Genomic DNA, 14,802 nt, shown 5'->3' with positions numbered 1-14,802 from the left:
CCGTCGAGTGACAACCACCGAAATGAATGATTCGGCCCTTGAACGATATCTGCTTTTGCTACATTTTAGAACAAAAGGGGGTCGGAATGAAAATTTGGGCAATCGCTATTGCCACCACTCTGGCCGCGCCAGTTTATGGAGGCGAGCAGATTCTGTTCGGGCCAGCGCCGTCCTGGGTGCGTCCGGTCGCGCCCGCGACGGTCACACCCGACGGCGGCAGCGTCTCCTATTTGCTCTCCGACGAGCAATATCGCCTCGAGCCGGGGCGTATCGGCAGCTATGAGGAGACAGTCTGGCGGATCGAGAATCCCGAGGGTTTCGGCACGGGAAATGTCTCGCTGTCGTGGCAACCCGAAATCCACTCCCTGACGATTAACAAGCTGACGATCCGCCGTGGCGACCGGGTGATCGACGTTCTGAAATCCGGCCAGAGCTTCTCGATCCTGCGGCGCGAGGCCAATCTCGAAAGCGCGATGCTCGATGGGACATTAACGGCGACGCTCCAGCCCGAGGATCTGCAGGTCGGCGATATCATCGAACTGGCGAGTACGATCGTTTCTACCGACCCCATTTACCGCACGCATGTCGAAGCGGTCGGCGACGCCGACTTCTCCGTGAAAGTCGGGCGCAAGCATTTCAGCGCCGAGTGGCCTGCCGCCGTGAAAGTCCGGCTTCGCCAGACGGAGGGGCTTCCCGCCCTCACCCCGAAGCAGAGCAGCGATATGGCGAAGGTCGAGTTCACGCTGGACGACTTGATGCCTACAGTTACGACATCGCACGCGCCGGCCCGGTTCCGTAGGCCGCGCCTGATCGAATTCAGCGATTTCAACAACTGGTCTGAGCTCGCCGCGTTGTTCGCACCGATGTACGACAAGGTTGTCGCGCTGCGTCCCGGCAGCCCGCTTCAGGCCGAAGTCGATCGAATCAAGGCCCTGTCGTCCGATCCGGTCGTCCGGACCGAGGCGGCACTTACGCTGGTGCAGGGACGTGTCCGCTATGTGGCATTGCTGATGGGCACTGGCAACTTCGCGCCCGCCGACCCTGCGGTGACATGGAGCCGCCGGTTCGGCGACTGCAAGGCCAAGTCCGCGATGCTAGTCGCGATGTTGCGCGCAATGGATATCAATGCCGCCCCGGTCATCGTCAACACCTATGGCAATGACGGACTCGATCAACGACTGCCCATGCTGCGCTATTTCAACCACGTGATCGTTCGTGCAACCATCCGCGGCAAAGATTACTGGCTCGATGGCACCCGGACGGGCGACCTGCGGCTCGATCAGCTCGGCACCCCCGACTATGACTGGGGGCTCCCGCTGGTACAAGACGCCGGACTGGTCCGAATGCTCTCCGAACAACTTGCCTTACCCGAGGCGGATACCCAGCTGCGCATCGACGCGCGCGCCGGCATCTCAAGCCCCGCGCCGGTGCAGGCGGAGATCGTGCTGCGCGGCGACGACGCCTATGGCATGCAACAGTCTGTCGCCAACCTCACCGCCGACCAGCGCGACAAATGGGTGCGGGACTATTGGGTCAAACGTTACCCGTTCATTCAGGTGAAGACAGCGGGGCAATCCTATGATGCCAACAAGCGCGAGCAGCGCCTGACGATGGACGGCATCGCGACGATGGACTGGCGGGGCGGGGTCTATTGGCTGACCGACAGCGATGTCGGGTTCAAGAACGCCAGTCTGGAGCGTGGCCCGGGTGAGAATCGCGATGCACCTTATAGCGTGCGCTTCCCCTATTTTGTCCGGGCGACCGAAACGCTGCTGCTTCCGCCCGGCGTGAAGCCGGTCAATGTCGAGCCGGTCGATCAGATCGCCGGCGGCATTCATTTCGTGCGGACCGCCGACCTGACCGGCAGTCGTTTCACAGCGGTAACGAGCATGAAAAGTGTCGCGCGCGAGTTTGCCGCGAGCGAGGCGCCCTCTGCTCAGCAGACGATGCGCGCACTGGCGGACCACAATCCTGCCCTGCGGGCGAGTGTGGAGAGCCATGCCCCCCGTACAGCGCAGCAAGAACCCGCAGACGCATCCGCAGGCCGCCGGCCGATGGATGCATTCACCCTTCGGGGATTCGAACTGCTCGGCGACATGGATTTCGACGGGGCGAGCGCCGCGTTCGAGACTGCCCTGAAGCGAGATGCGAATAATGTCCGAGCTCTCGCCGGACGCGGCCTCATTCTGGCATGGTATGACGATTTCAACGGCGCCGCCCGCGATCTCAACGCCGCCGCCGTATTGGATCCGGAAGACCCGTATGTGCTCCGGAATCGCGGGTATCTCGCCCAGAAGCAGAAGCGTCATGCAGAGGCAATTCGCTTCTATACTCGGGTGCTTCAGACGCAACCGGACGACCATGTGACATATGGATGGCGGGCCGAGGTTTATCATTTGGTAGGCGACGATGCCGCCGCGATCCGCGACGCGCACGCCGCAACGAAGCTATCGCCCGGATGGGCCGACATGTATTTTCTACGCGCCCGAATATACCAAAAGGCGCGCGAAGACGCCAAGGCGTTTGCCGAGGCCGAGGCCGCTATCGCCGCGGCACCCGAGAACAGCTTCGCCCATTATCAAGCAGCCATCATCTACAATGAGGGGGGCCGGAAGGACGCGGCCCTGAAGGCCATCAACCGCGCGATCGAGATACGCCCCGGCGCCGAAATGTTCGTCAGCCGCATGTTCATGCGGGCCGATGACGACCTGGCCAGCAAACGACAGGATATCGAAGCGGCCCTGCGCTTCGACCCTTCCAACCTCCAGGCTTTGAGGGAAAAGGCGGCTCTGCAGGATAGAACAGGCGACCCGATGGGCGGCGCGGCAACATTGGCGATCGCGCTGCGCGAGCAGCCTCAAGATTCCCAGCTGCTGACGTTGCGCGCGGAACTGCTATCGCAAGCTGGCCATAAGGGCGAAGCCGCACGAAGCTTCACCGCCGCCCGCGTCACCGCCAAAAGCAGCACCGATTTCGATCTTCTGTGCTGGAATCACGCACTCACCGACATTGACCTGCCGACCGCGCTGCAGGATTGCGAGGTCGCATCCGCAAAAACACCGGACGATTATCTGACCCTGAAAAGCCTGGCCCTTGTGAAACTCAAACTCGGCAAGACCGATGAGGCCATAGAGTCCTACAGCCGCTCCCTTGCGCTCGAACCTGATAATGCAGGATCGCTGTTCGGCCGCGCGGTGGCTTGGCAACGCAAAGGCGATGCTCAAAAGGCCAAAGCCGATCGGGATGCTGCGCTTGCCGCTGACCCTGGCATCGCCGCCACCGCGCAAAAGGCAGGACTGACATTTTCGGATGCCGAGCTGAAATAGCTGCCCACCCCTTCCGGTTTCGCCTCTGCGAAGCTAGTCGGTCAGGTCTTCCCACATGCCCTTGAGCCGGGCGAAGAAGCCGCTCGATTGCGGACTTTCGTCGCCGGTTTCGGTTGTCCGGAATTCCTCGAGCAGTTCCTTCTGCCGGGCGCTCAGCTTCGTGGGCGTTTCGACCTCGATCTGGATGACGAGATCGCCATAGCCGCGTCCATTGAGCACCGGCATGCCTGCGCCGCGCTGGCGGATCTGCTTGCCCGACTGGATGCCGGCTGGAATGCGGATTTCGTGACGGGTCTTGTCGAGGCCGGGCACGTCGATCGTACCGCCCAGCGCCGCGGTGGTGAAGCTGATCGGCGCACGGGCGAACAGGGTGGTGCCATCGCGTTCGAAAAGTTCGTGCTGCGCCAGGTGCAGGAAGATGTAGAGATCGCCGGGCGGGCCGCCCCGCGCGCCGGCCTCGCCTTCACCGGTGAGGCGGATACGGGTGCCGTCGTCGACGCCCGCCGGGATGCCGACATCGAGCGTCTTGGTTTTCTCGATCCGGCCTTCGCCATGGCAATCGCCACAGGGGTCGGAAATGACTTCGCCCGCGCCATGGCAGGCCGGACATGCGCGCTCGACCACAAAGAAGCCCTGCTGCGCACGGACCTTGCCGTGGCCGCCACAGGTCTTGCAGCTGGTGGTGCCAGTTCCGGGCTTTGCGCCCGATCCATCACAGGTCTCGCACTGTGCGGCGACATCGACGGTGATCGATGCCTGCTTGCCCGCATAGGCGTCCTCGAAACTGATCTCCAGATCGTAGCGCAGATCGGCGCCGCGCCGCACGCTGGAACGCCCGCCGCCGCCGCGGCCGCCGCCCATGAATTCGCCGAAGATATTCTCGAAGATATCCGAGAAGCCTTCAAAGCCACCGCCCTGTCCCGCGCCACCGCCGACGCCGCCATTTTCAAACGCGGCTTTGCCGAAGCGGTCATAGGCCGCGCGCTTCTGCGGGTCTTTCAGGCAGTCATAGGCCTGACTGATCGCCTTGAACTTCGCCTCGGCTTCATGATCGCCGGGGTTACGATCGGGGTGGAACTGCATCGCCAGCCGCCGATAGGACGACTTGATGACCTTGTCGTCGGCGGTGCGCTCGACTTCCAGCAGTTCATAATAATCGATGTCAGTTGCCATCACGCCCCCACGCAACGCTACCCGGCCCCGCCGCTTTGAGCAACGGGACCGGAAAACGCATCACGCCTACTAGCCTTACTTCTTGTCGTCGACTTCCGAGAATTCGGCGTCGACCACATCGTCGTTCTTTGCAGCGTCATCGGGCGAGGGCGAGGCGGCGGCCGCCTGTTCCTGCTCGTAGATCGCCTGGCCGAGCTTCATCGCGACCTGGGCGAGCGCCTGCGCCTTTTCGGTCATCGTGGCTGGTTCACCACCCTCGACAGCCGTCTTGGCTTCGGTGATCGCAGCCTCGATCTCTTCCTTCAGCGCCGGCTCGACTTTGTCGCCATGCTCCTGAAGCTGGCGCTCGGTCGAGTGGATCAGGCTTTCGGCGTTATTCTTCGCCTCGGCCGCCTCGCGACGCTTCTTGTCCTCGTCGGCGAACTGCTCGGCATCCTTGACCATCTGATCGATGTCGGCGTCCGAGAGACCGCCCGAAGCCTGGATCTTGATCTGCTGCTCCTTGCCGGTGCCCTTGTCCTTGGCATGGACGTTGACGATGCCGTTGGCGTCGATGTCGAACGTGACCTCGATCTGCGGCACGCCGCGCGGCGCCGGAGGAATGCCGATCAGGTCGAACTGGCCGAGCATCTTGTTGTCCGCCGCCATTTCGCGCTCGCCCTGGAAGACGCGGATCGTGACGGCGTTCTGGTTATCGTCGGCCGTCGAATAGGTCTGCGACTTCTTGGTCGGGATCGTCGTGTTGCGGTCGATCATCCGGGTGAACACGCCACCCAGCGTCTCGATCCCGAGCGACAGCGGGGTCACGTCGAGCAGCAGGACATCCTTGACGTCGCCCTGAAGCACACCGGCCTGGATCGCCGCGCCCATTGCGACGACCTCATCCGGATTAACGCCGGTATGCGGCTCCTTACCGAAGAAGTTCTTCACGACCTCGCGGACGCGCGGCATGCGGGTCATGCCGCCGACCAGGACGACCTCGTCGAGGTCGCTGGCCTTCATGCCGGCGTCGGCCAGCGCCTTCTTCAGCGGCTCGATCGAACGCTGGATCAGCGGTTCGACGAGACGCTCGAGATCCGAGCGGCTGATCGACTTGACGAGATGCTTCGGGCCCGTCGCATCGGCGGTGATGAACGGCAGGTTGACCTCGGTGGTCTGCGCCGAGGACAGTTCGATCTTCGCCTTTTCGGCCGCTTCCTTGAGCCGCTGCAGCGCGAGCCGGTCCTTGGTCAGGTCGATGCCTTCGGACTTCTGGAAATCAGCCGCCAGGAACTCGACCAGCTTGGCGTCGAAATCCTCGCCACCCAGGAAGGTATCGCCGTTGGTCGACTTGACCTCGAACACGCCGTCGCCGATCTCGAGGATCGAGATGTCGAAGGTGCCACCGCCGAGATCGTAGACCGCAATCGTCTTGCCGTCATTCTTCTCGAGCCCATAGGACAGCGCCGCCGCCGTTGGCTCGTTGATGATGCGCAGCACTTCGAGGCCGGCGATCTTGCCGGCGTCCTTTGTCGCCTGACGCTGAGCGTCGTTGAAATAGGCGGGGACGGTGATCACTGCCTGCGTGACGGTCTCGCCCAGATAGCTCTCGGCGGTCTCCTTCATCTTCTGCAGCGTGTAAGCCGAGATCTGCGACGGCGAATAATCCTCGCCACCCGCCTTCACCCATGCGTCGCCATTCGGACCCTTCACGATGTGATAGGGAACCAGTTCGGTGTCCTTCTTGGTGATCGGATCGTCGAACCGACGGCCGATCAGACGCTTCACCGCGAAAATCGTGCTGTCCGGATTGGTGACCGCCTGGCGCTTCGCCGGCTGGCCGATGAGCCGCTCGCCGTCCTTGGCGAACGCGACGATCGAAGGCGTCGTGCGCGCTCCTTCCGAATTTTCGATGACCTTGGGCTTGCCGCCTTCCATCACAGCAACGCAGCTGTTCGTGGTGCCCAGATCGATACCAATAACCTTAGCCATTCCAGTCCTTTCAAACCCCCAAAGGGCGACCCCCTCGATGCCCCCAGATAATGAGGCGAGCATCACGCGGATCGCATTGAATGGGGGCGATATAGGTGGGGATTCGATTGCTGCAAGACGCAAGGCGGACTAATTGGCGTGCAGATTTTCATGGAGTTCGGAATGCGCCGCCTGCTCGCCATCAGCTTTGCCGCCCTCGCTCTCACCGCTTGCCAGCCGAAGGGCGCGGAAAAACCGGTTGTCGAGGATGCCTGGGTGCGCCTCCCCGCCGTGGCAGGCCGCCCCGCAGCGGGCTATTTCGTCGTGAAGGGCGCCAGGGCCGATGATCGGCTGCTCCGCATCGACAGCGCGGTGGTGAACAAGATAGAGTTGCACGAGGAAGTCATGAACGGGGGCGTGATGACGATGCGGCAGATGGCCGACGTGCCACTGCCCAAGGGAGCGGACGTATCGTTCGCGCCTGGAGGCAAGCATGCGATGCTGTTCGGCGTCGATGCACGAATCACGCCCGGCACGGCGATCCCGATGCTTTTCACCTTCCAGAGCGGCGCCAGGATCGAAGCCGAGGCCAAGACGGTGGCCGCCGGTGACGACATGGAGCATATGCACCCCTGATGAGCAGCACGCCGCCGATCCCATCCCCGCTCTTCCTGGTCGCGGCGCCGCGATCGGGCGCGGAGACATTGCGGCAGATGCTGGCCCTGCATCCCGCGATCGCGATGGCGTCCGAGTTCGATTTCCTGGTCGACGCGATCAGCTCCGAAGGCCGCTTCATGAAGCGCGACGCCTTCCTGCGCTCGGTGGAGTTCAACATCCGCTTCAAGCGACTCGGCCTCACTGTGCCACCGGGCACACCCTTCACCGGGATCGCCCAGGCGATGCTGGAACAGGTCGCCGCGACCAAGCCGGGCGCACCGATCGTCGGCGCGGTGCTTCAACGTCATTTCGACCGGATATTGTGGCTGTGGCCCGATGCGCGCTTCATCCACCTCGTTCGCGACGGACGCGACGTCGCGCAGGCGACCGTGGCGTCGCGGCGGGCGGGCAATCTGTGGCACGGTATCGCCGGCTGGGTCGATGCCGAGGTGCTGTGGGACCGGATGTCGCACAAGCTGCCCGCCGAGCGACAACTCAGCCTGCGCTATGAAGTGCTGGCAAGCGACACCAGCTATGAGTTGCAGCGGATTTGCGAGTTTTTGGGGCTTCCGTTCGATCCGGCGATGCTCGGCCCCGCGCAAGCGCTCCACCGCGAACCGACAGGCCGCTGGCGCAAGGCGGACATTGCCGAACTGTCCGCAGCGGAGCACCGTGCCGCCCGCTGGCTGCTTCAGAACGGCTATTTTCTAAGCGCCACGGTGCGCCCACCTGCGATCCTGCGGCGGACGGCGCTCCATATCCAGAACAAGCTGACTCTCGCTAATCACCGCCGCGAATTGCTCGGCACCGGCGCCTGGCTGAAAAGCGTCTACACCGCTCGCTTCGGCCGCAAGAAAGCCAAGTCCCGTCTCAAGCGCGAACAGGCCGAATTGATGGCCCGCAGCGACGATTAACGTGAAGCGTCATCCCGGCTTTCGCGGGAATGACGCCGATATTCATGCGTCGCCCGCCTTCGCGACACCCACGAGCGCAGGGCGCAGCAGCCGATCCTTAATCATATAGCCGGCCTGCATCTCCTGAATCACCGTGCCTGGCTCAGCCTCGGCATGCGGCAACTCGACCATCGCCTGATGTTTGTTCGGGTCGAGCTTCGCGCCGATCGCCTCGATCTTGGTGATGCCGTTGCGCTGGAACACATTGTCGAGCTCCTTGCCGGTCATCTCGAGCCCGGTCAGCAGCGGCTTGATCCGGTCGTCCTCACGCAATTCGCCCGGAATCGCCTGCAACGCGCGGCCAAGATTGTCGGCGACGGACAGGATGTCGCGCGCGAAGCCGGTCGCGGCATAGGCCGAGGCGTCGGCCTTTTCCTTTTCCAGCCGGCGACGCACATTCTGGGTTTCCGCCTGCGCGTAGAGGACCTCGTTGCGCAGCTTCTCCAGTTCGCCTTCCAGCCGGGCGAAGGGGCTTTCAGAATCGCCTTCCTCTTCCGCAACAACGGGGGTTTCCATGTCGTTCTCGCCGATCTTCTCTTCGCTCATGCCTGCTTCCGGTTTCATGTCTCGGGCCGCGCCCGCCATCGCTTCGCGCGCTGATATAGTCAAACGAAGGCAATCGACCAGTGGTTCAGTATTTTTTGCATCAAATCGGTGCACGCACTAGGGCAGCCGCATGTCGATCCTCGACGCCCATCGCGAGGCCCTGAGCCTGATTGCGCAAAGGTCACGCAGCCGAAGGCTGATCGCGCGCGCCGGACATGATTTTGCGTCGAACGACTATCTGGGCCTGTCGGCCGCACCCGAACTGCGTACAGCGGTCGCCGCCGCGCTCGATCGCGGCGTCGCGATAGGCGCGGGCGGATCGCGGCTGCTCCGCGGCAACGATCCCGAGCATGAGGCGCTCGAAGCCGAAGCCGCGGCTTATTTCGGTAGCGAGGCGGCATTGTTTTTCTCGACGGGATTTGCCGCCAACAGCGCGATCTTCTCGACCCTGCCGGCGGGCCGCGACCTGATCGTCCACGACGCGCTGATCCACGCCAGCGCGCATGAAGGGATACGCCTCGGCCGCGCCACCGCGATTTCCGCCGCGCATGGCGACGTGCAGGCTTTCGCCGACGCGATTCGCGACTGGCGCGCCGCCGGCAACACAGGGCGGGTCTGGATCGCGGTCGAAAGCCTCTACAGCATGGACGGCGATATCGCCCCGCTCGACGAACTCGCCGCGCTGGCCAACCGCGAAGAAGCCTTTCTGGTCATCGACGAAGCGCATGCCACCGGCGTGTTCGGTCCCGATGGCCGGGGCCTCGCTCATGCGCTCGAAGGCCGCGAGAATGTCGTGACGCTCCGGACCTGCGGCAAGGCGCTCGGCTGCGAGGGCGCACTGATCTGCTGCCCGCGCGTCCTCGCCGACATATTCGTCAACAAGGCGCGGGGCTTCATTTTCTCGACAGCGCCCTCCCCGCTTGCCGCCGCCGCGGTGCGCGCCAGCCTCACCCTGCTGCGCAGCCAGCCCGAACGGCGCGAACGCCTCGCCCGGCTGATCGCCTTCGCCGGAACCCGTCTGCCCTCTACAGGGTCGCAGATCATTCCCGTCATCCTCGGCGACGACGCCCGGACGATGGCGGTGGCCACTGCCCTGCAGGATTGCGGCTTCGACGTGCGCGGCATCCGCCCGCCGACCGTCCCTCCTGGAACGTCGCGGCTGCGGATCTCGCTGACCCTCAACGTCGACGAGGCGATCGTCGCTCAGCTGGCCGATGCGATCAGCGAGCTGACCGCATGACCCACGCCATCGTCGTCACCGCCACCGACACCGATGCCGGCAAGACCGTCTTCGCCGCCGGGCTGACCCGCGCGATCGACGGCTGCTATTGGAAGCCGGTGCAGGCGGGACTGGCCGACGGCACCGACAGCGATACGGTGCGGCGGCTTTCCGGCGTTCCCGCCGGGCGCATCCTGCCCGAGGCTTATCGGCTGGAGACCCCGGCTTCGCCGCATCAGGCAGCCGCGATCGCAAATGTCGTGATCGACCCCGCGCTGCTCGATCCACCGGCCTGTGACCGGCGGCTCGTGATCGAGGGCGCGGGCGGCCTGCTGGTGCCGCTCGCCGGCGGGCTCCTCTTCGCTGATATCTTCGCGCGCTGGCGCTATGAGACGGTCGTCGTCGCACGGACCACGCTGGGGACGATCAACCACAGTCTGCTGACCATCGAGGCGTTGCGCGCGCGCGATATTCCGATCCTGGGCGTCGCCTTCGTCGGCGACGCCAACGAAGAAAGCGAGCGCACCATAGCCGGAATCGCCGGGGTCAAAAGACTGGGCCGCCTTCCCTGGATCGATCCGCTCGACGCCGCCGGTCTGGCCAAGGCGTTCGACGAAGCCTTCGACATCGAGGATTTCGCGCCTTGACCTCGCCCGTCTGGCATCCCTTCACCCAGCATGGCCTGGGCGAGGATATCCCGCTGGTGGTCCGCGCCCAGGGCGCCGCGCTCTACACTGTGGAGGGACGCCGCTATATCGACGCGATCTCCTCCTGGTGGGTGACGACGCACGGTCATTGCGACCCGCGGATTATGGCTGCGATCCGCGATCAGACCCAGCATCTCGACCAGCTCATCTTCGCCGGGTGGACGCATCAACCCGCCGAGACGCTGGCGCAGGATCTCGTCGACATCACCCCCGGGCCGCTCGCGCATGTGTTCTTTTCCGACAGCGGATCGACCAGCGTCGAGGTGGCTCTCAAGATGGCGCTTGGCTACTGGCTCAATCGCGGCGAGCCCCGGCATCGTATTGCGGTGATGGAGCACAGCTATCATGGCGACACGATCGGGGCGATGTCGGTCGGCGAGCGCGGCGTCTATAACCGCGCCTATCAGCCACTGCTGTTCGACGTTGACACCATTCCCTTCCCGACCGGCGATGGCGACGCCGCGATCGCCGCACTCGAACGGCTGTGTGCGAAAGCACCGCCCGCCGCGCTGATCGTCGAGCCGCTGATCCTCGGCGCGGGCGGGATGCTGATCTATGCGCCCCATGTGCTGAAGGCGCTGCGCGACGTCTGCGCGCGGGCGGGCGTGCTGTTCATCGCCGACGAGGTGATGACTGGCTGGGGCCGCACCGGCACCCTGTTCGCCTGCGAGCAGGCCGAGGTCGCGCCGGACATCATGTGCCTGTCCAAGGGGCTGACGGGAGGCGCGGTGCCGCTGGCGGCGACACTGGCGACCCGCGAGATTTTCGACGCGCATCGTTCCGACGATCGCGGGAAGATGTTCTTTCACTCGTCGAGCTATACGGCGAACCCGATCGCCTGCGCCGCCGCCAATGCGAATCTCGCCATCTGGCGCGACGAGCCGGTCCGCCGGCGCATCCTGGACCTCAGCTATCGTCAGACGCGGCGGCTCACCGCGCTCGACCACCCGGCGATCGTCAACAAGCGCCAGCTCGGCACGATCACCGCGATGGAGTTCGTCGATCCGTACGGGGATTATCTGTCGGCGATGGCGCCGGTCCTCGGCCGCTTCTTCCGCGATCGCGGGCTGTTGCTGCGACCGATGGGAAACACCGTCTATGTGATGCCGCCCTATTGCATCGACGATGCCGATCTCGACGCGATCTACGAGGCGATCCTGGCGGCGGCGCGCGAGGTGGCGATTTGAAGAAACAGATCGTCGCGGCGATCCTCCTGCTCGTCCTGCTCCTGCCGATGTTCGCGGGGATCGCCCGGATCAAGCGACTGCCGCGCGACAATCCAGACAAGGACGAGGATCAGCCGAAAGTCTGAAGCCGGCCCCGATCCGGCGGCAACCTTTCGTTAACTATGATCGACGATAATTAAGGGGTGTTAACAGGACCCCTCCCATGAGCCTGACCGATTTCGGCGGCCGTATCGAACGCGACGTCAATGACGTGCGCGGCGCGATCAGCCGTGCCGCGCAGCGCGTCGGGGTGGACTTCTCCTATCTGTTCAACCAGGCGAAGTCCGAAAGCGGGCTGAACCCCAATGCCAAGGCGCAGTCGAGTTCGGCGGGAGGCCTGTTCCAGTTCATCGATCAGAGCTGGCTCGGCGCGGTGAAAATGTACGGCGCCAAACATGGCCTCGGCTGGGCCGCCGATGCGATCAGCCGGCGCGGCGATGGCAGCTGGAAAGTCAATGGCGCGGTCCGCGAACAGGTGATGGCGCTGCGCAATCAACCCGAGGCGTCGTCGCTGATGGCGGCCGAGTTCGCCAGCGACAACGCGCAAGGGCTACAATCGGCGCTGGGCCGCCAGCCGCGCCCGGCCGATCTCTATTTCGCGCATTTCCTGGGCCTCGAAGGGGCCTCCAAATTCCTGAAGGCCGCCGATGCGCGGCCCGATGCGAGCGCCGCGTCGCTCTTCCCGCGCGAGGCGCGCGCCAACCGCAGCATCTTCTACGACAATGGCGGCAGCGCCCGGTCGCTGAGCCAGGTCTATGCGCTGATGGCGAAGAAGATCGACGACAATGGTTCGCCGGTCGCTCCGGTCCGCGCGGCCGATCCGCTCTCGGCGGACCGCATGCGGCTGGCCTATGCCCGCGAGGTTTTCGAAGGCGACGGCAAGTCCTCGCCCGACACCAACGAAATGCTGGCGATGATGGGCAACACCCCGCGCCTCAACCTGCTGAAGCCGAACCCCAACACCGCGATGCTCGCCTATATGATGCTCGCCTCCGGTGGCGACGGCACGATCAGCGATACCACGCTAGACGCTTAGTAAGCCGTAATCCCAGCCCAAGCTGGGATCTCATTGGCTTCTTCCGGGCGAGAAAACCGAAACTCCAGCTTTCGCTGGAATGATAATGGCTCAGTGCTTCTTGGCCGCAGCCATCTGCGCCATCGCGGCCGCAGGCATCGCGGTGGGGTCGTTCGCGCCGCCACCCGCCATCAGGTCGACGGGCTTGCGTTCGCCGCCAGCACCGCCGGTGCCACCCGTACCGCCATCCGACGCGCCACCGATGTCCGAAGACCAGGCCAGCGTGATCGACATGCGGCGATTGCGCGGATCATAGGGATCCTCGGGCACATAGGGCTCGCGGTCGGCGACGCCTTCGATGCGGGCAAAGCGGCTGTTCGGCACGCCATAGTCGGACAGCGCCCGGCGCGTCGATTCGGCGCGCGCGGCAGATAACGTCCAGTTGTTGACCATCCGGCCCTTCGAATAGGGCATCGCGTCGGTATGGCCGCGCACGATCACCGCATTGTCGGCGAGGTCGGCGACTTCGGCGACCTGCTTCATCAGTTCGCGCGCCTTATCCGACAGCTGGTCGGTGCCCGACTTGAACATCGTGAAGTCGGCCTGGTCCACCAGATCGATGCGCAGGCCCTCGCGCGTTTCCATGAAGCGGACATTCTTGGCCATCGAAGCCATGGCGGGATTGCTCGCCATCTTCTGCTCCAGGATCGCCTTGAGCTTCTGGAACGCGACGCGCTCCTTCGCGCGCACCGCCGCGCCGCCTTCCTTGTCGCCGCCCGATGCATCCTTTGGGATGGTGATCGACTTGGAGCCGGTCTGCGCCGCGCGGTGCGGATAATTGTCCCTGTCGACGATCGATTCGCCGCCGAACAGGCCATTCGCGCCCGCGCTTTTTTCCCGGAGCTGAACCATCGTCGGCGTGAAATAATCGGCGATGCCCTTGCGCTGCTTCTCCGTGGTCGCGCCAAGAATCCACATCAGCAGGAAGAACGCCATCATTGCCGTCACGAAGTCGGCATAGGCCACTTTCCACGCGCCGCCATGATGGCCGCCATGCCCCTCCGCGATAATCTTCTTGATGATTATCGGTCTGGGTTCGGGCTCATTCTTGCCACGCTTTGCAGGCGATTGCGCCATGGATCAGCGGTCCCTTGCGTAACTGGACTTAGCGGCCGCGCATGCCGTCGAACACGTCGGCGAAAGCCGGCTGGTTCGAATGGCTGATGCCCGAGCGCGCGGCCTCGATCACCAGCGGCAGCGGGTGACCATGAAGCGAAGCGATGATGATCTGCTTGACCACGCCATAGATCGCGGAGTCCGCCTCGATCACCTGGCGGCAGCGGCCGGCGAAGGGCGCGACGATGCCATAAGCGAGCAGAATGCCGAGGAAGGTACCGACGAGCGCCGAGCCGATCATCGCGCCGAGAATGGCCGGCGGCTGATCGATCGAGCCCATCGTCTTCACCACGCCGAGAACGGCGGCGACGATGCCCAGCGCCGGAAGCGCGTCGGCCAGGCCCTGCATCATGTCGGCGGGCTTGATCTCGTCATGGTGGTGGGTCTTGAGCGCGTTATCCATGACGTCCTCGACCGCCATCGGATCGAGCGTGCCCGACGAGATGACGATCAGGCGCAGCGTGTCGGTGATCATATGGATCAGCGTGCTGTCCTTGAGGAGCTTGGGATATTCGGCGAACAGGGTCGACGCCTTTGGATCCTCGATATGCGGCTCGAGCGCGACAGGGCCCTCGGTCCGCAATTTCTTCATCAGCGAGGAAACGAGGAAGATGACGTCGAGATAGTCCTTCTTGTTGTACTTCGGACCCTTGAAGACCTTTGCGAAGCCGCCGCCGAAAGCCTTGAGTTCCTTCATCGAATTGCCCGCGACAAGCGCACCGACGGCAGCGCCACCGATGATCAGCATTTCGTGCGGGATGGCGTGAAGGACAGGCGCGAGATCACCGCCGGTGATCGCGAAGCCGCCGAACACCATGGCGAGAAGGATAACGAGGCCGATGCCAGCAAACATG

At 64.0% G+C, this 14,802-nt stretch carries 13 protein-coding genes; 8 read left to right on the top strand and 5 right to left on the bottom strand.

Annotation, left to right across the window (positions count from 1 at the left end; translation table 11 throughout):
- Positions 1 to 86 precede the first annotated feature (86 nt).
- Positions 87 to 3,326: a DUF3857 domain-containing protein gene (locus WP12_RS23475; RefSeq protein WP_052730401.1), complete on the top strand. Its 3,240-nt coding sequence runs from the start codon at positions 87 to 89 to the stop codon at positions 3,324 to 3,326.
- 33 nt (positions 3,327 to 3,359) lie between these two features.
- Here the strand turns inward: WP12_RS23475 and dnaJ are convergent, their stop codons facing one another.
- Together dnaJ and dnaK are read right to left on the bottom strand one after the other, a co-directional pair.
- A complete protein-coding gene (dnaJ, locus tag WP12_RS14770) occupies positions 3,360 to 4,499 on the bottom strand; it encodes a molecular chaperone DnaJ (protein WP_046194444.1) in 1,140 nt (379 codons plus the stop codon).
- 75 nt (positions 4,500 to 4,574) lie between these two features.
- Complete coding sequence (gene dnaK, locus WP12_RS14765) at positions 4,575 to 6,470, bottom strand: molecular chaperone DnaK (RefSeq protein ID WP_046194443.1); 1,896 nt, start codon at positions 6,468 to 6,470, stop codon at positions 4,575 to 4,577.
- A gap of 138 nt (positions 6,471 to 6,608) precedes the next feature.
- Between dnaK and WP12_RS14760 the strand changes: the two genes are divergently transcribed.
- Both WP12_RS14760 and WP12_RS14755 read left to right on the top strand, forming a co-directional pair.
- Positions 6,609 to 7,085, top strand: coding sequence for a copper chaperone PCu(A)C (locus WP12_RS14760; protein ID WP_235399149.1), 477 nt, complete (start codon positions 6,609 to 6,611; stop codon positions 7,083 to 7,085).
- A complete protein-coding gene (locus tag WP12_RS14755) occupies positions 7,085 to 8,020 on the top strand; it encodes a sulfotransferase family protein (protein ID WP_046194442.1) in 936 nt (311 codons plus the stop codon). Before WP12_RS14760 ends, WP12_RS14755 begins: the two co-directional genes overlap by 1 nt.
- A gap of 42 nt (positions 8,021 to 8,062) precedes the next feature.
- Here WP12_RS14755 and grpE read toward each other — a convergent pair whose 3' ends face one another.
- Entirely contained in the window at positions 8,063 to 8,605 is a 543-nt protein-coding gene (gene grpE, locus WP12_RS14750) for a nucleotide exchange factor GrpE (RefSeq protein ID WP_046194463.1), read from the bottom strand.
- A 130-nt stretch (positions 8,606 to 8,735) separates the two neighbouring features.
- Here grpE and WP12_RS14745 point away from each other — a divergent pair, with 130 nt between their 5' ends.
- The 5 genes from WP12_RS14745 to WP12_RS14730 all read left to right on the top strand — a co-directional run bounded on the left by WP12_RS14745 (position 8,736) and on the right by WP12_RS14730 (position 12,793).
- A complete protein-coding gene (locus WP12_RS14745; protein ID WP_046194441.1) occupies positions 8,736 to 9,845 on the top strand; it encodes an 8-amino-7-oxononanoate synthase in 1,110 nt (369 codons plus the stop codon).
- Positions 9,842 to 10,471: a dethiobiotin synthase gene (bioD, locus tag WP12_RS14740; RefSeq protein ID WP_046194440.1), complete on the top strand. Its 630-nt coding sequence runs from the start codon at positions 9,842 to 9,844 to the stop codon at positions 10,469 to 10,471. The genes WP12_RS14745 and bioD overlap by 4 nt, the downstream gene beginning before the upstream one ends.
- Positions 10,468 to 11,718, top strand: coding sequence for an adenosylmethionine--8-amino-7-oxononanoate transaminase (locus WP12_RS14735; protein WP_046194439.1), 1,251 nt, complete (start codon positions 10,468 to 10,470; stop codon positions 11,716 to 11,718). The genes bioD and WP12_RS14735 overlap by 4 nt, the downstream gene beginning before the upstream one ends.
- Positions 11,715 to 11,843: a hypothetical protein gene (locus WP12_RS26240; RefSeq protein ID WP_268794735.1), complete on the top strand. Its 129-nt coding sequence runs from the start codon at positions 11,715 to 11,717 to the stop codon at positions 11,841 to 11,843. The genes WP12_RS14735 and WP12_RS26240 overlap by 4 nt, the downstream gene beginning before the upstream one ends.
- 77 nt (positions 11,844 to 11,920) lie before the next feature.
- Positions 11,921 to 12,793: a hypothetical protein gene (locus tag WP12_RS14730; RefSeq protein WP_046194438.1), complete on the top strand. Its 873-nt coding sequence runs from the start codon at positions 11,921 to 11,923 to the stop codon at positions 12,791 to 12,793.
- Between the two features lie 90 nt (positions 12,794 to 12,883).
- On the opposite strand, the gene WP12_RS14725 is transcribed toward WP12_RS14730, so the two are convergent.
- Both WP12_RS14725 and motA read right to left on the bottom strand, forming a co-directional pair.
- Entirely contained in the window at positions 12,884 to 13,909 is a 1,026-nt protein-coding gene (locus tag WP12_RS14725) for a flagellar motor protein MotB (RefSeq protein ID WP_046194437.1), read from the bottom strand.
- 28 nt (positions 13,910 to 13,937) lie between these two features.
- Positions 13,938 to 14,801, bottom strand: a complete 864-nt coding sequence (motA, locus tag WP12_RS14720; RefSeq protein WP_046194436.1) for a flagellar motor stator protein MotA — start codon at positions 14,799 to 14,801, stop codon at positions 13,938 to 13,940.
- Position 14,802 lies beyond the last annotated feature (1 nt).

The sequence above is a fragment of the Sphingomonas sp. SRS2 genome, from assembly GCF_000971055.1.
Lineage (GTDB): Bacteria > Pseudomonadota > Alphaproteobacteria > Sphingomonadales > Sphingomonadaceae > Rhizorhabdus.
The sequence above is the reverse complement of the archived record's forward strand: the minus strand, read 5'-3'. Positions and strand labels throughout refer to the sequence as shown.